General features: G+C 70.4%; 20 protein-coding genes. 14 read left to right on the forward strand and 6 right to left on the reverse strand.

The window, feature by feature from the left end; translation table 11 throughout:
• The first annotated feature begins 1 nt into the window (after position 1).
• The 9 genes from DAE25_RS15800 (at position 2) to DAE25_RS15835 (ending at position 8,939) form a co-directional block, all read left to right on the forward strand.
• Positions 2–820, forward strand: coding sequence for a hypothetical protein (locus DAE25_RS15800; RefSeq protein ID WP_107767117.1), 819 nt, complete (start codon positions 2–4; stop codon positions 818–820).
• Entirely contained in the window at positions 817–2,163 is a 1,347-nt protein-coding gene (locus DAE25_RS15805) for a CpaF family protein (RefSeq protein WP_107767118.1), read from the forward strand. Before DAE25_RS15800 ends, DAE25_RS15805 begins: the two co-directional genes overlap by 4 nt.
• Positions 2,160–3,044, forward strand: a complete 885-nt coding sequence (locus DAE25_RS15810) for a type II secretion system F family protein (protein ID WP_159083766.1) — start codon at positions 2,160–2,162, stop codon at positions 3,042–3,044. The genes DAE25_RS15805 and DAE25_RS15810 overlap by 4 nt, the downstream gene beginning before the upstream one ends.
• Entirely contained in the window at positions 3,041–3,967 is a 927-nt protein-coding gene (locus tag DAE25_RS15815) for a hypothetical protein (RefSeq protein WP_234411086.1), read from the forward strand. Before DAE25_RS15810 ends, DAE25_RS15815 begins: the two co-directional genes overlap by 4 nt.
• Positions 3,968–4,000: 33 nt before the next feature.
• Entirely contained in the window at positions 4,001–4,207 is a 207-nt protein-coding gene (locus DAE25_RS23220; protein WP_159083767.1) for a hypothetical protein, read from the forward strand.
• 125 nt (positions 4,208–4,332) lie between these two features.
• Complete coding sequence (locus DAE25_RS15820; RefSeq protein WP_234411087.1) at positions 4,333–4,671, forward strand: TadE/TadG family type IV pilus assembly protein; 339 nt, start codon at positions 4,333–4,335, stop codon at positions 4,669–4,671.
• Positions 4,672–4,703: 32 nt separating this feature from the next.
• Positions 4,704–5,141, forward strand: coding sequence for a TadE/TadG family type IV pilus assembly protein (locus tag DAE25_RS15825; RefSeq protein WP_234411088.1), 438 nt, complete (start codon positions 4,704–4,706; stop codon positions 5,139–5,141).
• 41 nt (positions 5,142–5,182) lie between these two features.
• Positions 5,183–5,548, forward strand: coding sequence for a pilus assembly protein TadG-related protein (locus tag DAE25_RS15830; RefSeq protein ID WP_234411089.1), 366 nt, complete (start codon positions 5,183–5,185; stop codon positions 5,546–5,548).
• 97 nt (positions 5,549–5,645) lie between these two features.
• Positions 5,646–8,939 carry a LysM peptidoglycan-binding domain-containing protein gene (locus DAE25_RS15835; protein ID WP_107767122.1) on the forward strand — a complete coding sequence of 1,098 codons (3,294 nt, stop codon included), beginning with the start codon at positions 5,646–5,648 and terminating at the stop codon, positions 8,937–8,939.
• A 164-nt stretch (positions 8,940–9,103) separates the two neighbouring features.
• On the opposite strand, the gene DAE25_RS15840 is transcribed toward DAE25_RS15835, so the two are convergent.
• The 6 genes from DAE25_RS15840 to DAE25_RS23225 all read right to left on the reverse strand — a co-directional run bounded on the left by DAE25_RS15840 (position 9,104) and on the right by DAE25_RS23225 (position 12,238).
• Positions 9,104–9,442 carry a YnfA family protein gene (locus tag DAE25_RS15840; RefSeq protein ID WP_107767123.1) on the reverse strand — a complete coding sequence of 113 codons (339 nt, stop codon included), beginning with the start codon at positions 9,440–9,442 and terminating at the stop codon, positions 9,104–9,106.
• A 25-nt stretch (positions 9,443–9,467) separates the two neighbouring features.
• Positions 9,468–9,761 carry a hypothetical protein gene (locus tag DAE25_RS15845; RefSeq protein WP_107767124.1) on the reverse strand — a complete coding sequence of 98 codons (294 nt, stop codon included), beginning with the start codon at positions 9,759–9,761 and terminating at the stop codon, positions 9,468–9,470.
• Positions 9,761–10,243 (reverse strand): MerR family transcriptional regulator, encoded by a 483-nt coding sequence (locus tag DAE25_RS15850; RefSeq protein WP_107767125.1) that lies wholly within the window; start codon positions 10,241–10,243, stop codon positions 9,761–9,763. Before DAE25_RS15850 ends, DAE25_RS15845 begins: the two co-directional genes overlap by 1 nt.
• Positions 10,240–10,635: a hypothetical protein gene (locus DAE25_RS15855; protein ID WP_199907633.1), complete on the reverse strand. Its 396-nt coding sequence runs from the start codon at positions 10,633–10,635 to the stop codon at positions 10,240–10,242. The genes DAE25_RS15850 and DAE25_RS15855 overlap by 4 nt, the downstream gene beginning before the upstream one ends.
• A 460-nt stretch (positions 10,636–11,095) precedes the next feature.
• A complete protein-coding gene (locus DAE25_RS15860; RefSeq protein ID WP_267895268.1) occupies positions 11,096–11,404 on the reverse strand; it encodes a tyrosine-type recombinase/integrase in 309 nt (102 codons plus the stop codon).
• A 27-nt stretch (positions 11,405–11,431) separates the two neighbouring features.
• Complete coding sequence (locus DAE25_RS23225) at positions 11,432–12,238, reverse strand: hypothetical protein (RefSeq protein WP_159083768.1); 807 nt, start codon at positions 12,236–12,238, stop codon at positions 11,432–11,434.
• 420 nt (positions 12,239–12,658) lie between these two features.
• Here DAE25_RS23225 and DAE25_RS15870 point away from each other — a divergent pair, with 420 nt between their 5' ends.
• The 5 genes from DAE25_RS15870 (at position 12,659) to DAE25_RS15895 (ending at position 18,718) form a co-directional block, all read left to right on the forward strand.
• Positions 12,659–13,480 carry a hypothetical protein gene (locus DAE25_RS15870; protein WP_107767127.1) on the forward strand — a complete coding sequence of 274 codons (822 nt, stop codon included), beginning with the start codon at positions 12,659–12,661 and terminating at the stop codon, positions 13,478–13,480.
• Positions 13,481–14,386: 906 nt separating this feature from the next.
• Positions 14,387–14,686, forward strand: coding sequence for a hypothetical protein (locus DAE25_RS15880; protein WP_234411090.1), 300 nt, complete (start codon positions 14,387–14,389; stop codon positions 14,684–14,686).
• A 290-nt stretch (positions 14,687–14,976) separates the two neighbouring features.
• Positions 14,977–15,540, forward strand: coding sequence for a hypothetical protein (locus tag DAE25_RS15885; protein WP_234411091.1), 564 nt, complete (start codon positions 14,977–14,979; stop codon positions 15,538–15,540).
• The gene (locus tag DAE25_RS15890) at positions 15,528–17,213 is read left to right on the forward strand and encodes a hypothetical protein (RefSeq protein ID WP_107767129.1); all 1,686 of its coding nucleotides are present in this window, start codon (positions 15,528–15,530) and stop codon (positions 17,211–17,213) included. Before DAE25_RS15885 ends, DAE25_RS15890 begins: the two co-directional genes overlap by 13 nt.
• Positions 17,210–18,718: an SCO6880 family protein gene (locus DAE25_RS15895; protein ID WP_107767130.1), complete on the forward strand. Its 1,509-nt coding sequence runs from the start codon at positions 17,210–17,212 to the stop codon at positions 18,716–18,718. The genes DAE25_RS15890 and DAE25_RS15895 overlap by 4 nt, the downstream gene beginning before the upstream one ends.
• Positions 18,719–18,728: the final 10 nt, after the last annotated feature.

Here is an 18,728-nt window from a genome sequence, read left to right on the forward strand (position 1 = left end):
CATGTTCGTCGCGGTGTGCTGTGACCGGGGTGCACCGGGAGCGACGACCACCGCGCTGGCGCTGGCCACTGCGATCAGTGAGTACACGGTGGTGGTGGAGGCCGATCCATACGGCGGGGACCTGGCGTTGCGGTGTCGAGCAGGTGGCCGGGACGTTCTGCCGGAGACGCCGACGGTGCTGACCGTGGCCACCGCCGCGCGGACATCGCACGCACCGGATCTGGTGTCGGCGTACGCCCACCGGTTCACCGACGGCGTTGGTGTGATCCCGGGGCATATGAGCGCCGAACAGGCGGCGGGGATGTCGGACTGGTCCCCGTTGGCGGCGGCGCTGCACGCGTCGTCGACGCATGTGGTGGCGGATCTGGGCCGGATCCACACGAGTTCGCCTTCGGTGTCCGTCGCTGCGGCGGCTGACGTGCTGGTGGTCGTGGGTCGCGCCGACGTGGGTGCCGTGGTGCATCTGCGGGAGCGTCTCGCACGTCTGATCCCTGCGATCGCCGCGACGCGGGGCCGTCCGCCGGTGGTGGTGCCGGTGGTCGTGACCTTGCGGCGAGCCGGGGGCCGGCATGCCGCCGACGTCCGGCGGCTGTTGGCGGACTCGCCGGCTGGTCCGCTGGTGGGCTCCGTGGGGTGGGTGGCGTGGGACCCCGCTGGTGTTGCGCGTCTGGAGCGGGGTGAGGAGGGCCGAGGGCTGACACGAACTCCGCTCGTGCGGTCGGCGGCCACGGTCGTCGATGCGATCGTGACGGCGGTTGCCGGGCGGGCGGCATTGCCACCGGCGGGGGCGCACCCGGACGACTCGGTGGGGTCGTCGTGAACGCGCGCCCTGGTTTCGAGACCCGCGGAGTCGACCAGCTGCTGGTCCGGCGCCTGCAGAGCGAGGTCGGGGAGCGGCGTCAGTGGGCCATTGAGGAGCGACGCCGCACGGGTCGTCCGGCCCTGCGCGGCGATGACGAGATCCAGCACGGCAAGCAGCTGGTCCAGGCCGTGGTCACCCAGTACGACGGTGGTCTGGTCGAGGCGGGTCATCAGCCTTTGGCGTGGGAGGTGCGGCAGGACCTCGTTGATGCCTTGGAGGCGCGCCTGTTCGGGGCGGGCAGCCTGCAGCAGCTGCTCGAGGACCCCGAGATCGAGAACATCGATGTGAATGGCTTCCGGCACGTGTTCGTGGAGTACGCGGACGGGAGCACCGCGAAGTTGCCTCCGGTGACTTCGTCTGATGAGGACCTGAACGAGACGATCCAAACGCTTGCCGCGCACGAGGGTCTATCTGCACGGGCGTTCGACGTGGCCAATCCGCGGGTGAACCTGCGGCTGCCGGACGGGTCGCGGCTGTACGCGGTAATGGCGGTGTCGGGGATCGGGACGTTGGTCTCGATCCGCAAGCACCGGTACGCCAAGATGCGGCTGAAGGACCAGGTGGCGCTGGGCAGCATGGACCAGGACCTGGCCGACTTCCTGGGTTCCATGGTCCGGGCCCGGAAGAACGTGATGATCGCCGGGGCCGTGTCGGCGGGGAAGACGTCCCTGCTGCGGGCCATGGCGGCCGAGATCGACCCTGCCGAACGGCTGATCACCGTGGAGCGGTCTTTGGAACTCGGCCTACATGAGGACATTGATCGGCACCCCAACTGTGCGCCGTTGGAGGAGCGGCTCCCGAACGCGGAGGGGGTGGGGGCGGTGACGATGGCCGATCTGGTCCGCGACTCGCTGCGGTTGAACCCGTCGCGGGTGATCGTGGGTGAGGTGCTGGGCGACGAGGTCGTGACGATGCTGAACGCGATGATGCAGGGCAACGACGGTTCGCTGTCCACCATCCACGCCAATTCCTCGGTCGACGTGGTCCACAAGATCACCACCTATGCCCTCCAGGCGCCGGAGAAGCTGCCTGTCGAGGCCACCACCCGCCTGGTGGCCGGTGCTTTGGACTTCATCGTCTTCATCAGACGACTCCGCACCGCAACGGGTGGGCAGCGGAGGGTGGTCGAGTCGGTGCGCGAGGTGGCGGGTGCCGATGAGTACGGGCTGAAGACCAATGAGATCTGGGGCTATGACGCGGATGGTCGGGTTGCTCGACGCGCCGCGGTGCAGATTATGTGCGAGAACGACCTTGTCGACGCCGGGTGGAACCCGGGGCCGTCCGCCGGGGGCTGGGCATGATGGCGCTGTTCTTGCTCCTCGTTGTGGCTGCCCTGCTCGGTTGCCTCGGACTGGTCCGTCTCTTGAGGGGGCGATCGCTGCTTCCAAGACGCCGCATCACCCCGGCGGCACGCAGCCTGCCCACGGCCGACCTCCGACTGGGCGGGATCGCTCTCCTGGCCGGTGCCGTTGTGGCCCTGTTGACCCGCTGGCCGGTCGCCGGGGCCGTGGCCACGGCCGTGGTGTTCCTGTGGCCGAAGATCTCCGGCTCCGGCTCCACCGAACGCGCCGGGGTTGCGAAGATCGAGGCCATCGCGGCTTGGACGGAATCCTTGCGAGACACCGCGACCGCGGCCTCCGGGTTGGAGTACGCCATCCCGGCTACTCTCGACGGCACTCCGCCGCTGCTGGAGCGACCGTTGCGGGATCTGGTGCACCGCCTGGGTGCCCGGGTGCCGCTCCCAGAGGCGCTGGCGCTGTTCGCCGACGATGTCGATGATCCGGGCGCGGACCTGGTGGTGGCGGCGTTGTCCCTCAACGCGCGCCAGCGCGCCGGCAGCTTGTCCCGGGTGCTCACGGCTCTGGCGACCAGCACGCGCAGCGAGCTCGAGCAACGCCGTACGGTGCTGCACGAACGCAACTCGCTGCGGCGCCAGTCCCAGCAGGTCGCCGGCATCTTGTTGGCCTTCGCAGCGGTCACGGTCGTGGTCGCGCCCGGATGGGTGGCGCCGTACGGGACCGCGGTGGGGCAGGTCATCCTGGCCGCCATCGCCGCCGCCTACCTCGCACTGCTGGTCCGGCTGCGTCATCTGGCCGCCCCGGAACCCCAGCCCCGGTTCCTCGGCGAGCCCGGGGTCGTCACCGAGATGGCCTCCTACAAGCCGCGGGTCGTCGGGTCATGACGAGCCTGACGGGGCTGAGCGGGGTGGTGCTGCTGGCCGCCCTGGCGGGGCTCGGTATCGCCAGGTTGTACCTGCTCGCGGTGCCGCCGACCCCGGATCTGGTGGCCCAGACTGCCCGGTGGGAGCACGAGCGTGCCCGGGCGGGGCGTCGCGCCCACCGGGACAGTAATCGCGCGCGCGGACCGCTCGAGCGGGCGGCTGGGTCAGTGGCCGAGCAGCTGCGGGACCGCCGCGGCAGGCAGCTGCTCGGGTTCGAACGCGACCTGGCGGTCGCCGGACACACGTTGGAGGAGTGGCTGACAAAGACCCTCGGGGTGGCGGTGGCCGGACTGCTGGCGCCCTTCGTCTTGTGGGTCCTGGTGCGTGCTCTCGAGCTGGGGATCCCGATTGCTGTGGCTCCTGTGGTGGGGCTGCTCTTGTCGGTCCTGATGGTGGCGTTGTCGATCGTCGACCTCCGCGCAGCGGCGGGCCGCGAGCGCGAGGACTTCCGTCGGGCTCTGGCCATCTACCTCGATCTGGTCGTGATGTCGATGGAGGCCGGGCGCGGGCACGCCGAGGCACAGCCGGCCGCGGCTGGGATAGGCACGGGACGCGCTTTCCTCGAGCTGCGGGACGCGGTCGAGGGCGCACGGGTCAGCGGAGTCACGGCGTGGGAGGCGTTGGGCCGGCTGGGCGAGCGGTACGGCATCGGTGAGCTCGTTGAGCTCCGCAGCACCCTCAACCTCGCCAACGAGGAAGGCGGCCGGATCCGGGCCACCCTCATCGCCCGCGCGGAGACCATGCGCGATGCCCGACTGGCCGATGCCCGCGCACGGGCGGACCAGGCGACCGAGTCCATGAAGTACAACCTCATCCTCATGGCCAGCGTGGGCGTGCTGTACATCCTCGCGCCCCGACTTCTGTACCTGATCACCTCCACCTGACGGGGCACCCTCACGACACAAAGGAGCAGCACGATGACAGAACTAGCGGGGACCCTCGCCTGGATCCAGGCGACCCGACACCACCTGGTCGCCCGGCACGCTCAAGCACGCGACGAACGCGGCGCGACGGCAGTGGAGTGGCTGCTCATCATCATCGCCGCCGTCGGGATCTGCGCCGCCGTGGCGCTGGCGGTGAAGACGTACGTCGACACGCAGAGCGGGAAGCTCAACGGCGGCTGACCATGCCCACCACGCAACTCAGGGGGAGGCCCACCGCGGTGGCCCCGATCGGGTCCCCGGGGAGCCGGGTTCGTGCCTGCGGAGCGCGCCTCTCGCGCCGCCGCGGGGATCGGGGTGCTGCGGCGGTGGAGTTCCTCCTCACCGCACCGCTGCTGATGTTGATGTGCCTGCTGTTGATCCAGTGGGCTGTTCGCGCAGAGGCCGCCCGCGTGATCAACGCTGCCGCCCGTGAGGGGGCGGTAGCGACGGCAAGCTGGGACGGCACCGAGTCCGCGGGCCGCGAGACCGCGTTGGACTACCTCGCCGATCTCGACCCCCAGGTCACTCACCGCGCCGCCACCGCTACGCGCGGTCCGACGGCGGCGACCGTGACCGTGAGCGGCAATGTGCTGAGCCTCGTTCCTGGTGTCGACCTGCACGTCTCGGCGACCGCTACGGTCCCCACCGAACGGTTCGTCCCGTGACACACGCCATCACATCCCCTGCGAGCCCGTCCGTGCCGGTGCCGGTGCTGCCTCGACGTCCCCGTCGAGGCGACGAGCGCGGCGCCGCAGCGGTGGAGCTGTTGTTGATGACGCCGTTGCTGATGGTGTTCGTGCTGGTCGTGGTGGCGGGCGGCCGGTATACCGACGCCCGCGGGCAGGTCAACGACGCGGCCTACGCGGCAGCCCGAGCTGCCTCCCTTCAACAAGGTCTCGAGTCCGGCCAGGTGGCGGGACGAGCGGCCGCGGCCGAGGCGCTGGCGTCGCGGGGCAGGGCCTGCGTGCGACTCCAGGTCAGCTTCGCCGGCACCGACTTCCGGCCAGGCGGCCACGTCGCGGCGACCGTGACGTGCTATGTCGACCTCCGCGACGTGGCCGGCTTCGGCATTCCCAGCACCAAGGTGTTCCGCGCCGACGCCGTGGTCCCCATCGAACGGCACCGAGACCTATGAGCCGCGCGACGCGGGCCAGGGACGAGCGCGGAGTTGCCGCCGTGTGGACCTTGCTGTCCGCGGCCAGCGTCTTCGTGCTGCTGCTCGGGCTCGTGTTCGATGGCGGGAACGTGATTGATGCCCGGTTGGAGGCCAAGCGGGCCGCCGAGCAGGCCGCGCGTGCCGGTGCCGACGAGCTGCGCGGAACCCGATCAGGCGTCGAGAGCGTCGACGGGGAGACCGCCGCGGCCCGGGCCCAGGAGATCCTGCGAAGGGCTGGATGGTCGGGAACGGTGCAGGTCCGGGGACTCCAGGTGCGGGTGACCGCCACTGGCGGGGAACCGACCGTGTTCCTGGGGGTCCTGGGTATTCACCGTCTGCCCGTCAACGAGACGGGGTCGGCGACCGCGATCACCGGGCCTCCGTGAACGCGTGGGGCAATCGCAGGGACGCGTCAGGAGGAGGACGGGCTGAGCCGCTTGTAGTGGCTGGGGACGGCCGGGGGAGCGAAGGGAGGAAGACACCATGGTGAAGTGGGTCCGCGCAGCAGGCGCCCTGTTGGTACTGGCGGCGCTTCTGGTCGGAGTGCCGCTCGTGCTGGTGTTGTGGGTGGGTAACCCGTACCCCCCGGGTGGCTTTGCGGCACTGGGGCTGCTGTCCGATGCGGCCGTCCTTGGCGTGCTCGCCGTCCTCGCCTGGTTGTTCTGGGCCCAGCTGGCTGCGTGCGTGCTGTGGGAGATCCCGGCAGCTCTCCGCGGCGTGCCGGCCGCCAGGTTGCCGATCGTCACCGGTGGGCAGCAGCGACTGATCCGGGCTCTCGTGCACAGTGCGGTCGCGGCCGGGGTGACCGGCGCGGCGCTCGCCTCGGGTGGCCTCCCCGCCGACGGCAGCCCTCCCGCGGCTGGCACGACCGCCGTTCCCAGTTCAGCTCATGGTCCCTCTCTGCTCCAGACAGCTCATCCGACGGAGCCCTCCCTGGCGTCATCGGCAACGGACCGTGGGCCGGCGAGGCCACCTGCTTCTCCCGGCACGGCAGACGCCGACGCCTCGCCGACAAGCCAGGTCACCACCGTGATCGTTACCACGGGCGACACGCTGTGGGGGCTCGCCGAACGTCACTTGGGGGCGGGGGAGCGGTGGCGCGAGATCGCGGACCTGAACCTGGGGCGGGACATGGGTGACGGCGTCTTCTCGACGGTCGAGACCCTGCAGGCGGGCTGGAGCCTTTACCTCCCCGTTGACCCGCCGAAGGGACACGCCCCGTTCGCAACGAGCGCTGACCCCCCAGCCGTGGAGCCCACCCCCACCGCGGCCGAAGGCACGGCACCACCTAACAGGGTGGAGGTACAGCCCGGGGACAGTCTGTGGCGTCTCGCCGAGGACCACCTCGAGGACCCGAACCGGTGGGTAGAGCTGTACCAGGCCAACCGGGCGCTGATCGGCGACGACCCCGACGTCATCATCCCTGGCCAGTCCCTACGGCTAGCCAGCCCGACTGCCGGGGCGGCGACCGGTGGACTGGACGCCCGGCCGTCCCGGTCGGACGAGCGCACCCCGGAGAGCACCGACGCCGGGAAGGCCCGACAGGGGCACCAGCAGATCACCGGGTCGGACGCTGACTCCTCGACGGGGCGAGACGGGGATTCGAGTGCGGCCCCGTCGGCGGCGTCCGACGACGCCAGTGGGTCCGAGGGCTCGAGCGAGGCTGCCGGCGACACGCATGCGGCCCCTGCTGCGGGCGAGCGCGGGGACGATCGTGGGGTCACAGCACTGCGGGCGGTTCTGGCGTCCGCCGTATGCCTCTCGGGTGGCGCGCTGGCGATGCTGCTGATGTTGCGGCGCCGACAGTTCCGCGAGCGTCGCTCCGGACGTGCCATCGCGGCCACGCCACCGGGCCTGGTCGGCGTCGAGCGGACGATCGTCGAGGCCGGAGCCGAGACGATGGAGACAACCGAGTTCATCGACCTTGCCCTCCGGCACCTGGCCGCCTCACAGCGGATCGCAGGCCGCGAGCTGCCGAACCTGGGGGCTGCGGTCATCGGGGCCGACGAGCTGTCGGTGCTGTTCGTCGCCCCGGCCGACGGGGGACCGCCCGAGGGGTGGGACGCCACCGACGACAACGCGACATGGACGCTCCCACGCCAGACCATCCTGGAGCCGGAGCTGCGCACCCAGCCCGCCCCCTACCCCGCGCTCGTCTCGGTCGGCCTCGACGAGGACGAACGGACCTGGCTGCTCGACCTGGAAGCCATCGGCGTGGTCGGGGTGGCCGGTCCCGGTGCCGTGGTCGAGGACATGGTGCGGTTCTGGGTGGCCGAGCTTGCCCTGAACGCCTGGGCGGAGGGCACGGAGGTGCTCCTCACAGACGGCTTCGCGACCGAGACCACCGGCCTCAACCCGACCCGGCTCCGCGTCCTGGACGACGACCCGGCCCGGCGACTCGGCCTCCGGGTCGCAAGGGATGCGGCCGAAGCCGCGGACAACCTCGGGAAGGAACTCCTGGACCTGCGCAGGGACGCGATGGTCGCAGACAGCACCGGGCCCGTCGTCCTGATCGTGCACGGCCAGCCCGGCGCCGACCTGGTCGACGCGGCCGGCGGTCGCGACCGGTCTCGGCTCATCGTGGTCCACCACGACACGGCGCGGGACGTGCCGCCGGTGATCGACCTGACCGACGGTGGACTTGCATACCTGCCCGCGTGGGGAGTGACGCTGCAGCCGTCCACGCTGCCGACTGACGAGGCCGCGGCCATGGCCGAGCTGATGGCCTCCCTGCGGGGGGTAGAGGACCAACCGATGCCGCCGGCGACGCAGGACTCCCCTGTAGCCCAGTTCATGTCGGTCGATGGCTCCCTCCGATCTGAGTTCACGCAGCCGCGCTCCGCCACGGGCGGAACGGGCGGGTCCATGCTCCCCGAACCAGACGAGAAGTATCTGTCCGCGGCCGCGACGACCGTGGAAGATCTGGAGGCGCTCGCTCCCGACGTCCCCCCGTCGGTGCGATCGGAGATCGAGGCGCTCGACCCGGGGCTCGACGCCGATGTGGCCGCCTGGACCGATCCCGACGCACGGCGCCCTCGTGTCCAGGTGTTGGGCCCGGTGGCGGTCGAGGCGTGGGGTGCCCGCCCCGAGGAGATCGCCAACCTCGGCGGCACCACGGAGTTCATCGTCTTCCTCGCCTGCCAAGACCACGGCGTCACGCCCGAGCGAGCGGCCGTCGCACTCGGATGGAGCGAGGCCACCGTGCACAATCGGGCGCGCGACGCCCGCCGGCTCCTCGGAGACCGACCCGACGGGGAGCCCTGGCTGCCGGATGCCAGCAAGACTGACGCCGCCAGACAGCGCGGGGTAGCAACCTACGAGCTGCATCCCCAGATCCTGGTGGCCGCCGACCTCTTTCGTCGCCTCCGGGCCCGCGGCCAAGCACGAGGTGCGGACGGTCTCAACGACATGATCGAAGCCCTCTCTCTGGTGAGCGGTCGCCCCTTCGACCAACTCCGCAGGAGAGGCTACGGATGGCTAGCCGAAACCCCGCTGGACCACTACCTCAGCCACGCGGTCGTCGACCTCGCCCACCTCATCGTCAACCGCACGCTCGCGGACGGTGACACCGTGACCGCCCGGTGGGCCTGCCAGGTCGCCATCACGGCCGCGCCGGACGAGGACAAACCTCGACTGGACCTGGCGGCTGTCGACGAAGCCGACGGTGTCGGAACTGCTGACGAAACGGTCACGGACCAGGTCATCGATCGCGTAGACGCCGACCCCACCCCCCGAACGGAGCAGATACTCGAACAACGCCGGTGGCTGGCAAGCTAGCGTCCGCGCTGCCGTAGGCACCGGTGCCCGCTGGCCGAGCCAGGGGCAACCGCGTGATGCTTCACCAGAAGGCCTGTTGCGGTCCGCAGCGAGAATGCGAGCCTGGCGTCCGGATCTGCCGAGATCCGGATGGCCCGCTGTCGGCTTGTCTGGTTGGCTCGCAGTCAGACAGAGGCCCGTGGGGCGTACATGATGACGGCGACCCCGACGAGGCAGATGAGTGCTCCGGCGATGTCGTAGCGGTCGGGCCGGAATCCGTCAGCGACCATGCCCCAGGCCAGCGACCCGGCGACGAAGACTCCGCCGTAGGCGGCGAGGATGCGACCGAAGTTGGCGTCGGGCTGCAGGGTCGCCACGAAGCCGTAGAGGCCAAGGGCAATGACGCCTGCCCCGATCCAGATCCAGCCCTTGTGTTCGCGCACTCCTTGCCAGACCAGCCAGGCGCCACCGATCTCTGCGACGGCGGCGAGGGCGAAGAGCAGCAGGGACTTGGCGATGAGCATGCAGGAAGTGTGTCAGCGCTGTTGGTCAGGCCCGGTCGGGACCCGTGGTGAGGTCGATGGCCACGGGTCCGGTCGGGGTCGTGCTGCACGCTGCACCTGAGGCGAGGGCCGCATTCTGGGAGCGACGGCGCAGCAGGACCCCGGCGAGGGCGGCGACTCCGATAACGAGGGCGAACACGATTCCGGCAAAGGCGAACGTGGCAACGGTGGCTGCGGCGCCTGCTCCGGCGAGGCCGAGGATGCCGAGGACGGGTGCGGCGCAGCACACGGCGCAGGCTGCGGCACCGGCGCCGACGAGGTGACGGTCACGCAGGGCCACTAGAGGGTTCCTGTCTGTGTGGGGCGGGTGGTGATCTGGACGAACGGCAGGGGGCAGCACTCGGTGTTGGCGCAGACAGTGAGGTCGTCGCAGCCCGCATCGAGTGCTGTTTGAAGGTTGTCGCGGATGGTGTGGAGGTCGGCGATGCGGTCCTCGATCTCGGCCAGTTTCACCTTCGCCTGTGCTTGAAGGCCCGCGTCGGGGCGGCTGCCGTGGCGGTGGCGGCCCATCTCCAGCAGGTCGGCGACCTCGTCGAGGGTGAACCCGAGCCGCTGGGCGGCCTTGATGACGCGCAGGACGGTGACGGCCTCGGTCGGGTAGAGCCGGTGCCCGCCCGGGCTGCGGCTGGGTTCGGCGAGGAGGCCTCGGCGTTCGTAGTAGCGCAGCGTCTCGCGGTTCACGCCTGCCGCCTCGGCAACCTGCCCAGCCCGGAGCCCCTGAGGCGCCTCGGGCTCAGCGGAGGGGGAATGGGTGACCGTCATGCCGTCCGTGCCTCGGCAGCGCCCGTCCGTGCTTCTTGCGCTCGCTGCACCAGCGCGGTCAGTACCTCGGCACGCTCGTCCGGAACAACGACATCCATGACAACCGAGTCTGCGCCGGTCGGGGTGATGGTGAAAGCGAAGAACGAGCAGCACCCAGTCTCACGGTCGGCCAGCCGCTGCGCGCGCTCAACCAGGTCCGCGCCCCCGGTCAGCACGAACCGGGCGCCCACTGCGCTGTCCTGCTGGATGTGGGCCAACGTCTGAGCGAATAGGGCATCGAACTCCGCGACGCGCACCGGCTGCTCGACCGTCGGCAGCGTGCACGCATCGACAGGCACCCACGGCGGCGGCACGTCGCCACCCCACTCTGAGATGGTCACTGGTTTGGTCATGTGTCGAGCGTAAACCCGGACCTGCGTACCGATTGCAAGCGAAGAGCGGCCGTGCTCTACATCGTTCCGGGCGCGACTCTCAGCCCGGACGGAGCATCCGGATCTGCCGCGATCCGCACTCTTGCCGATGAGCGCGCTGCTACACGACGGACATTCAGCACACCGCGGCGGCGCCCCCATGGCGGGGAGAGGTTCGACGGGCCTTACCCCCCGAGGCCGCCCGTCCCGCCTGTTGGCCAATTGTGGGTCTTATCCGTACGTCCGGAGAGCGCTAGCAGCAAGATGATCGCAATGATGGTGCCGCCGATGATGATCCAGGTCCACATGCGGTGCCCCTTCCCTAGGGCTGTTCGTCGATTGTGCTCCCGCCCCGCCTCCCTGTCTATGAGCGGCACAAGCCGTCCACGCTCGCTCGCCAGCGTCGTCCGCATCTGCCGCCGAAAGGACGTTGGGCCGTCAGCTAAGTGCCGGATGCCATGTAGGGGGCGAGGATGTAGTTGGGGTGTCTGTCCAGGTTCTTGCGAGCTCGGTCGTAGCGCATGGTGGTGCGTGGGTCCGCATGACGCGCAGCGATCTGAACGTCGCGTAGGTCCACGCCTGCGTCCAGCATCGTGGTGACGAAGGTGTGCCGCAGCATGTGGGGATGCATTCGTGGGAGCCTCACGCCGGCCGACTCGGCGAGTCGATGCAGGCGTCTTGTTGCGCAATGGCGGTCCATACGGGTCGCACGGCAAGTCAGCAGGATCGGGGCAGATCCGGAAGACGTCACTCGAGTGCGCCCCGTTCGGTCAGACAGCTAGAGCCTCTTCGTGGCGTCGTACGTGCCATTCCAGCCATCGAGCTTCCAGTCAGTCCCAGAACCCACCATCCAAAACTCCATGCTGTGGCGAAACTTCCAGGACTTCTTGGACTCATTCAACCGAGCTGTAACCGTTGCGGTCACATGGAGTCGACCATCAGCCGCCAGATCGACGTTCAGGGCATTCAGGCGTCGGTTCTCAAATGCTCGCGTGCTTCCAGTCGGTAGGTCGTCCACGCTGTCGAACGCTTTGTAGGTGGTAAGACTCCAGAGGACCTCGGACAACTGAGAGCCGGCCTCTACCTTCTCGTCAGCCTTCGTAGCTTTCGATGCGGCTTCTCGCCAACCACTTGCCGCATCAGGGGTCATGACGCGTGTCGCTTCGAGTAGCCACGCACGGCTTCGGGAGGGCTCGGCGTAGACGCCAAACGCGACGGCAGCGTTGCTCGCTGAGTACTGCTGCAGTACGCCTTGGACGACATCGGCCGCCGCCTGAGCGGCTCCCTCACCCTTCAAGCCGTCGACCCGGGGATGCAGCTCGATCTGGCCTACAGCCCAGTCTCGTTCGTCATCTGCTTCAGCCGCGTCGACTGGGTCAAGCTGCCGCGGCTTCTGCTTCGCTTCAGCCGTGGCGGCCTGTTCTGCCCGGCTAGTGTCTGAATTCTGAACCGCTTTCGACTCTCCGCCACAGGCAGTGAGCCCCACTAGCAACAGGGAGGCGAGCAACGGCGTCCTTCCCAACCGGAGCCAACGATCGGGCTGAATAACGACTCGGCGGCGCCGAATGGCGGGCAGACCGGGCACGTAGCAATCCTTCTAGTTAGACCGCGGATCGGCCGCGGCGAATGAGGCAAAGTCTTGTCCAAAGACCTTGAGACTGCGGCGGTTTCGGACAACTGACGTTCGGAATGAGCAGACGGACGCGAACTGCGCGCTCCTCCCGGCCGTCCTCATCTCGGCAGATCCGGTAAGTGCAGCCGGCGGCCGATGACGCAGCCCAACTTGGTGGTGAAGACGCGGCGGTGTCGCATCTCGCCGCGCTTTTGGTATCCCACCCCGCTCCAGTGAGGGGGAAGAGGTATCGCTGTGGTGAGTCCGGTGGTGAGGTCGCAACGCGTGCCGGGCAGGCCATCGACGAGGTAATGGCGACGGTGGTGAGCCTCGTGGTGAGGCGGCGCTCGTGGAGTGGGCGGACTGAGTCCGCGCACATCCTGGAGGCTTCGCATGAACGTTCTGCCAACCCGCCGCCCGATCCTTGAGCACTTGTCTGATCAGCTGGACGCGTCGGGGAAGTGGCAGGCATGGAGGCACGCCGATCCTCGCTTGGCTGGGCATCCGAGCCTGGCGGAGGCCCTCGAGGTGTGGCGCCGGGACCGTGCTGAGGCGTCGTACCTGGCGGTCGCTGCGCTCGCTGCTATCGGCAGTAGTCGGGGTGGCGACGACGACGACGCAGCGTTGGCTGTCGCGTTCCTACTTCAGGACGGCCTGGTCCGGATCGCCGTCGACGTGCGCGACCGGTGCGAACTGGATGACGTGTTGGCCGCACTGTGGGAGGAGGTCAAGCGCTCAGCTCCAAACCTGGGTCCGTGCGCGCCCCGCTTCTTGCTGCGGAGAACGAAGGCCCGGGCCCTGGGGGTCGGGGACGGATACATGGCCAACCGGGATGTGGTGTCCCTGCAGTCGCTGGACACGGACCGGTCGCACATCCACGCGCAGCTGGTGACGCAACGGAGCGACGAATGGCGTTGGCACCGGCTCAACGGCAGGCAGGTGGGTTGCGCGGACCCGGACCCGGCTGTGGAGGCGGCTACTGATCTCACTGACTTGTTGGACTGGGCGCGGGCGAGGGGCGTGCTGGGCCAGGACGAGGTGGAGCTCGTGTCGGAACTAATGGCGACGGCCCATGTCATCGACGGGCGTGAGGCGGCGTACCTGGCAGTGGGGCAACGGCACGGGCTGGCGTTGCGGACGATCCGGCGGCGACGCGACGCCGTGGTGAGACGCCTGCAGGCGGTCGCCGGCGACTATCTCGCCGACGTGTCCTGAACACCCGATGTCCGTTCTCAGCCGATCCGGGTCGCCTTTCGGCGACATGCCCCTTGATCACGTTTCCGCGTCGGCGCGGCCCGCCGTGCCCGCGGTGCACGGCCTGACCCTCCGCGAGCTGAGGTCCGCTGCGATGGCCCGGTCGGAGCGTGTCGGCGGATCCCCCGACCGATCGGACGCTCCGGCGCGTGGCGCCGCGTGGGTCCCTGAGGGCCTCTGGATCCGGGTGATCGCAGGACATGCCGGTGCGGGCGCGAGCACGATCGCCCTCGCTGTGGCGGACGCGGCTGCGTGCGAGGACCAGACGGTGCGGGTTCTCGACGCGGCGGCCCCCGTGTGGTCGGGTCTGGCCGGTACCACCGGGGTCGAGCTCGGTAGCGCAGGAGGCTGGCACCGCGGCCGCCGCGGTGGCGGCGTTGTCGTGGACCGGGTGCTTTCTTCGGCGCTTACCCCGACCGACGTGCCGATGCCTCTCGACCACGCCCCGGTCGACCTCACCGTCGTCGACGTCGGATGGACGCGACGCGAGCTCGACGCTTGCCCCAGATGCTGGCAAGCCTCAATGACCCCGATGATTGACGTGGTGGTGTCGCGGGCCACCGCATCCGGACTGAGCCAGACCGAGACCGTGGTGGCGGCCGCTGATCCAGACGGATGTCTGCTGGTCCTCATCGGCTCCCGCCGGAGCGGGGCCCGCGAGCTGGCTGTGGCGGGTCCGCGAATCCGACGACTACACGAACGCGACGCGGTGGTCTTCGTCCCACGCCTACGGGGCCTTGCCGAGCTCGGTCCCGGCCCGTTGCCACACACGCTGCTGTCCGCCGCTGCGCGGCTGCTGGCACTGACTTCCCACCTGACACGTCCGCGCCCGGCCGCAGGGTCCTGGCCTCGCCTTAGGAGCACTCCATGACACCGCGAACCATCCTCGTGCAGGGCAACGGCGTGATCAACGACGTCTGTGCCAAGGCCCCTCCGGGGGTGGACACCTACACCGACCTGATCTTGGGGTGGGTGAAGTACGGCGTCCTGGGCCTCATCCTTGCCGGGGCGCTGATCTCCATCGGCGCGATGGTCGTCGGCAAGATCGGCTCCATGGGCCGGGCCGCCCAGATGGGCGCCTCGGGGCTGGTGTGGGCGGTGTTGGCGGCGGTGGCCTATGTCGTCATCTACGGGGTCCTGGTCGCCATCACCGGGCAGGGCTGCTGATGTCTGCCGAGAAGGTTCGAGGGGCACGACGGCGACGGTGGCGGCTGCCGTCGTCACCGCAGGAATGGACGCGCCGCAGGCTGCAGGTGTTGCTCGCGGCGACCGCCTTGGTGGTGTTGGCTCTGGCCTACGGGGTGGTGACCTCGGTGGTCGTGCTGTGGGATGTCGACGCCACACGACCCCAACAGTCGCCGTCCTCCGAGCGGATATCGCTCACCGGGTCGGATGAGGACGCGATGGCCGCCGCACCGCTACCACCGGCCTCACTGGTGGATGCCCAACCCGGGTCGTTGAGCACCGAGTCCGCCACCACGCTCGCGCTGCCGGCCTCTCGTCTGGTCGGGGCTGCCGGGGTGCCGTCCGGGTTCCCCCACACGCCGGAGGGTGCGCTGGCGCAGCTGGTCGCGATCGACCGGGCCGCCCTGGAGCCCGCGGTGGTCGGCCGAGCCCAGGACGTCATCGCGGCGTGGGCGGCGCCGGGGGGACCCACGGCCGAGAACTGGTCCGGGGTCGTGGCGGTGGCCATGTTGTTGAGCGCGGCGGGGTTGCCGGCCACCGGTGCCCCCGAGATGCAGCTCCGGTTGGACCCGGCGATGGGGTTCATCAAGGGCACGGTCGGTGACGACTTCGTGGTGCCGTGCGTCGACTTCGTCGTCACCGCCACCATCGGCTCCGGCTCCCCGCGGGTTCATCGGGTCGCGATGGCGGACTGCCAGCGGATGATCTGGCACGGCGACAGGTGGGTGATCGGACCCGGTCCGGAGCCCGCACCGGCTCCGTCCCTGTGGCCCGGCACCCCGGCATCGCTGGACGCCGGGTACCTGTGGCTGGAGGCGCCCGCATGGACCGACTGACCGACACACTCCGTTTGGTCCCGATGGTCGACTGGAACCCGCTGGACTGGTTGGGCGACCGGGCGCAGGAGGGGCTGGCGGATGCGTGGACCGCCACCATGATCTCGCTGTGGTCGGCCGGCATGTGGCTGCTCGAGACGGTGTTCACCATCCTGGACCGGTTCCTCACACCCGACCTGAGAGACCCGGGTCTCGCCCCGCTGTACGGCATCACCGTGTGGATCTCGCTGGTCGTGGCGCTGGTCATCGGGCTGGGGCAGGTCGGACTGGCCGCGATCCGGCGCGACGGCACCACCTTGGGGACGCTGGCGGTCGGGTTGGTCCAGTACGGCGCCGTCCTGGCGTGCTGGGTGGCGGTGTTCACGGGGATCGTCTTGGCGTGCGCCAAACTCACCACCGGGCTCCTCGACGTCCTCCTCGGGATCGAGGACTTCACGGGCTACCCGGCGGGTGCCGGGTGGCCCGACCAGGTCGGAGGGACGGTCGCGGCGACCGCGCTCGGCATGTGTGCGCTGTTCCTGCTGCTGCCCGCAGGGTTCGGGTTCATCGTGATCATGCTGGTGCGGGAGGCCGCGCTGCTCGTCTTGGCGGCCACGATGCCCGTCGCCGCCGCGGGCACTCTCGGAGACGGCACCCGGGCCTGGATGTGGAAGTCGATCCGCTGGTTCCTGGCCGCTTGCCTGACCGCGCCCCTGCTGGCGCTGGTCCTGGGTCTCGGGGTCCAGATCACCCGCGCCGCGTTCCCCGACCAGACCGGTTCAGCGGGTGGCGACGGTGGCGGGTTCGCAGTCGGCGCCGGCGGGGCGGCGGAGCGGGCTGAGACGGTGGCCCGGATCCAGGACCCGGCGCAGGCGGTGGCGCAGTCGAGCCAGGTGGGGATGGCGGTGGTGGGCTGCGTGCTCATGGTCATCGCCTGCTTCTGCCCGATGGTGTTGTTCCGGCTGCTGGCGTTCGTCGATCCCGGCACCGGTTCCGGGGCGTCGTTCCGTTCGGCCATGACCGCCAACGGTGGCCTCGGGGGTCTGCTCGGCGGGCGGACGCCGGGTGGGGCTGGGTCCGGGGCGGCCACCCAGACGGCGGGGGATGGGCGTGCGGCGAGTGAGGACTCCGCGGACGCGGAGACCGCGAACCGGTTCCAGTCGGGGGCCGTCGCCGCGTTCGTCCCCCTCGGCGGAGTCGTGGCTGGCGGCATGCGGGCGATGGGCGCTGTCGCCCAGCACGGCGCGTCCGTCGGCGTTGACGTGATGGGCCAGGGCGGATTCGGTGCCCAGGGCTACTACGACACCACCGCGCCGAGGCAGCGCGCGGGTGGGAGCCCCCTCCGGACACGGATGCAGGCTCACCCCGATCCCGACCCCAATCCCGATCCGGGTGCCGACAGCAGCGCCGGTGCAGGCAGCAACTTGGGGGGAGGCATGGACGTCGGGGGACTCGACGCGCGTGCTGACGGGGGTGGCACGGGTGCCGCGCTCGATGAACCCGGCGATCGACCGGACGGTAACGCGGGCGGGACGGCTCGCGGGGAGGCGGCACGACCGGGGGTCGCGCACCTCCCCACCCCGCTGGGCCGGACGGGGCCCGGGCCGGGGTCCGGGGGTCTCGACGCGGCGGCCAACACGGCGGCCGAGGGGGCGGGCGAGGGGGCGGGCGAGGGAGTGGTGGTGCTGCCATGACGGTGTACGGCACCTCGGCTGCGCGGGACCGGCAGGGCTGGTTCCTCGGCCTGACCGGTCCGCAGCTTCTGCTGGTGCTGACCGCCGCCTTCCCGGTGTGGCTGGCGATGGCGGTGGGCCGGTGGCTGGCCCTGGTGGTCCTGGTCCCCGCCTGGGTGCTCGCGGCAGTCCTCGTCTGTGTCCCGGTCCGCGGCTGGTCGGCGGCGCAGTGGATCGGCGTCCTGCTTCGACACCTGATCGGCCACGCGGCGGGATGGACGAGCTGGCAGTCGAAGGCCGCGGCCGGGCGGATCGACGACCCGGGGGAGGCCGACCTCCCCGGGGTGCTGGCGGGGGTGGTCATCCACGACGGCCCGCCGTGGGCGGGACGGCCCGGCAGGCCCGCGATCGTCCAGAACCTGGCGGGACGCACGTGGGCGGCGACCGCCCGGATCGTCCATCCGGGGATCGGGATGGCGGATGAGGAGGAGCGCGACCGGATGGGCGCCGGGCTGGCCGAGCTGTTCGAGGCGGCCTCGGGCGGCACCGAGCTGCATCTCCTCGCCCTGCAGGTCCGCACCGTCCCCGACGACGGCACCGCACGTGCCCAGTGGACCCGTGACCACCGCCGCGACGACGAACCGGAGCTCTCGCACCGCATCCACGCCCAGGTGGACGCGGCGATGCAGGGCGCCGCCGTCCGCACCGAGGCGTTCGTGACCGTCGTCGTCCACGAGGACGCCGTCGGCAGGTCTGCCCGCCGGGCGGGACGAGGAGTCCCGGGACGGGCACGAATCCTGTACACCACGCTGGCCGAGGTCGAGGCCCGTCTGCTGGGGGCCATCGGCTGCACCGGCGTCACCTGGATGAACAGCGCGGACCTCGCGGTCGCCATCCGGACGGGGTTCGAACCCGGTGACGCGCCGGCCCTGGCCGACGCCGAACTCCAGTCGATGCGCGACCACACCGTCGCAGCGGGGGTCCCGGTCGCGGCCGCCGGCCCGGCCACCGCCGACACCACGATGCGCGCCTACGCCCACGGGGACTGGCGGTCGGTGTCCACCACCATCCTGCTGCCCCGCCGGGGGGTCCGGATGGGCGCCCTGGCCCGGGCCCTGGTGCCGACCCGGGTGGGGGAGCGGCGTTCCCTGACCGTCTTCTACACCCCGATCTCCCCACGCGCCGCGGACAGGAGCACCGGTCGCGCCGAGATGTCGGCGGCCATGGGTGCCGAGATGCGACGCAAGGTCGGCAAGGTCGAACGCGCGCACGATCGTCGCGCCACCCAGCAGCTGCGCGAGACCGACGAGAAGCTCGAGCGGGGCCGCTCCTTGGTCCGGGTCAGCTCCGCGCTCGCCATCACCATCCCCGCCGGCTGGGACACCGCCGACTACGGACGACGACTCGACGCGTCGGTGCGGCTCTGCGGATTCACTCCGTTGCCGTTGGACGGATCCCACGACGCCGCGTTCGCCGCCGCCACCATTCCGCTGGGCGTCGGCCTACCGCAACGCCGCACCCGGTAGCGGGCGACGC

Source organism: Nocardioides terrigena, from assembly GCF_003047265.1.
Taxonomy (GTDB): Bacteria; Actinomycetota; Actinomycetes; order Propionibacteriales; family Nocardioidaceae; genus Nocardioides; species Nocardioides terrigena.

What these genes read in the sequence shown, in the direction of transcription:
- DAE25_RS15800 (WP_107767117.1), top strand. Translation starts at nt 2, where the DNA reads ATGTTCGTCGCGGTGTGCTGTGACCGGGGTGCACCGGGAGCGACGACC.
- DAE25_RS15810 (WP_159083766.1), top strand. Translation starts at nt 2,160, where the DNA reads ATGATGGCGCTGTTCTTGCTCCTCGTTGTGGCTGCCCTGCTCGGTTGC.
- DAE25_RS15815 (WP_234411086.1), top strand. Translation starts at nt 3,041, where the DNA reads ATGACGAGCCTGACGGGGCTGAGCGGGGTGGTGCTGCTGGCCGCCCTG.
- DAE25_RS23220 (WP_159083767.1), top strand. Translation starts at nt 4,001, where the DNA reads ATGACAGAACTAGCGGGGACCCTCGCCTGGATCCAGGCGACCCGACAC.
- DAE25_RS15835 (WP_107767122.1), top strand. Translation starts at nt 5,646, where the DNA reads ATGGTGAAGTGGGTCCGCGCAGCAGGCGCCCTGTTGGTACTGGCGGCG.
- DAE25_RS15840 (WP_107767123.1), bottom strand. Translation starts at nt 9,442, where the DNA reads ATGCTCATCGCCAAGTCCCTGCTGCTCTTCGCCCTCGCCGCCGTCGCA.
- DAE25_RS15850 (WP_107767125.1), bottom strand. Translation starts at nt 10,243, where the DNA reads ATGACGGTCACCCATTCCCCCTCCGCTGAGCCCGAGGCGCCTCAGGGG.
- DAE25_RS15855 (WP_199907633.1), bottom strand. Translation starts at nt 10,635, where the DNA reads ATGACCAAACCAGTGACCATCTCAGAGTGGGGTGGCGACGTGCCGCCG.
- DAE25_RS15870 (WP_107767127.1), top strand. Translation starts at nt 12,659, where the DNA reads ATGAACGTTCTGCCAACCCGCCGCCCGATCCTTGAGCACTTGTCTGAT.
- DAE25_RS15880 (WP_234411090.1), top strand. Translation starts at nt 14,387, where the DNA reads ATGACACCGCGAACCATCCTCGTGCAGGGCAACGGCGTGATCAACGAC.
- DAE25_RS15890 (WP_107767129.1), top strand. Translation starts at nt 15,528, where the DNA reads ATGGACCGACTGACCGACACACTCCGTTTGGTCCCGATGGTCGACTGG.
- DAE25_RS15895 (WP_107767130.1), top strand. Translation starts at nt 17,210, where the DNA reads ATGACGGTGTACGGCACCTCGGCTGCGCGGGACCGGCAGGGCTGGTTC.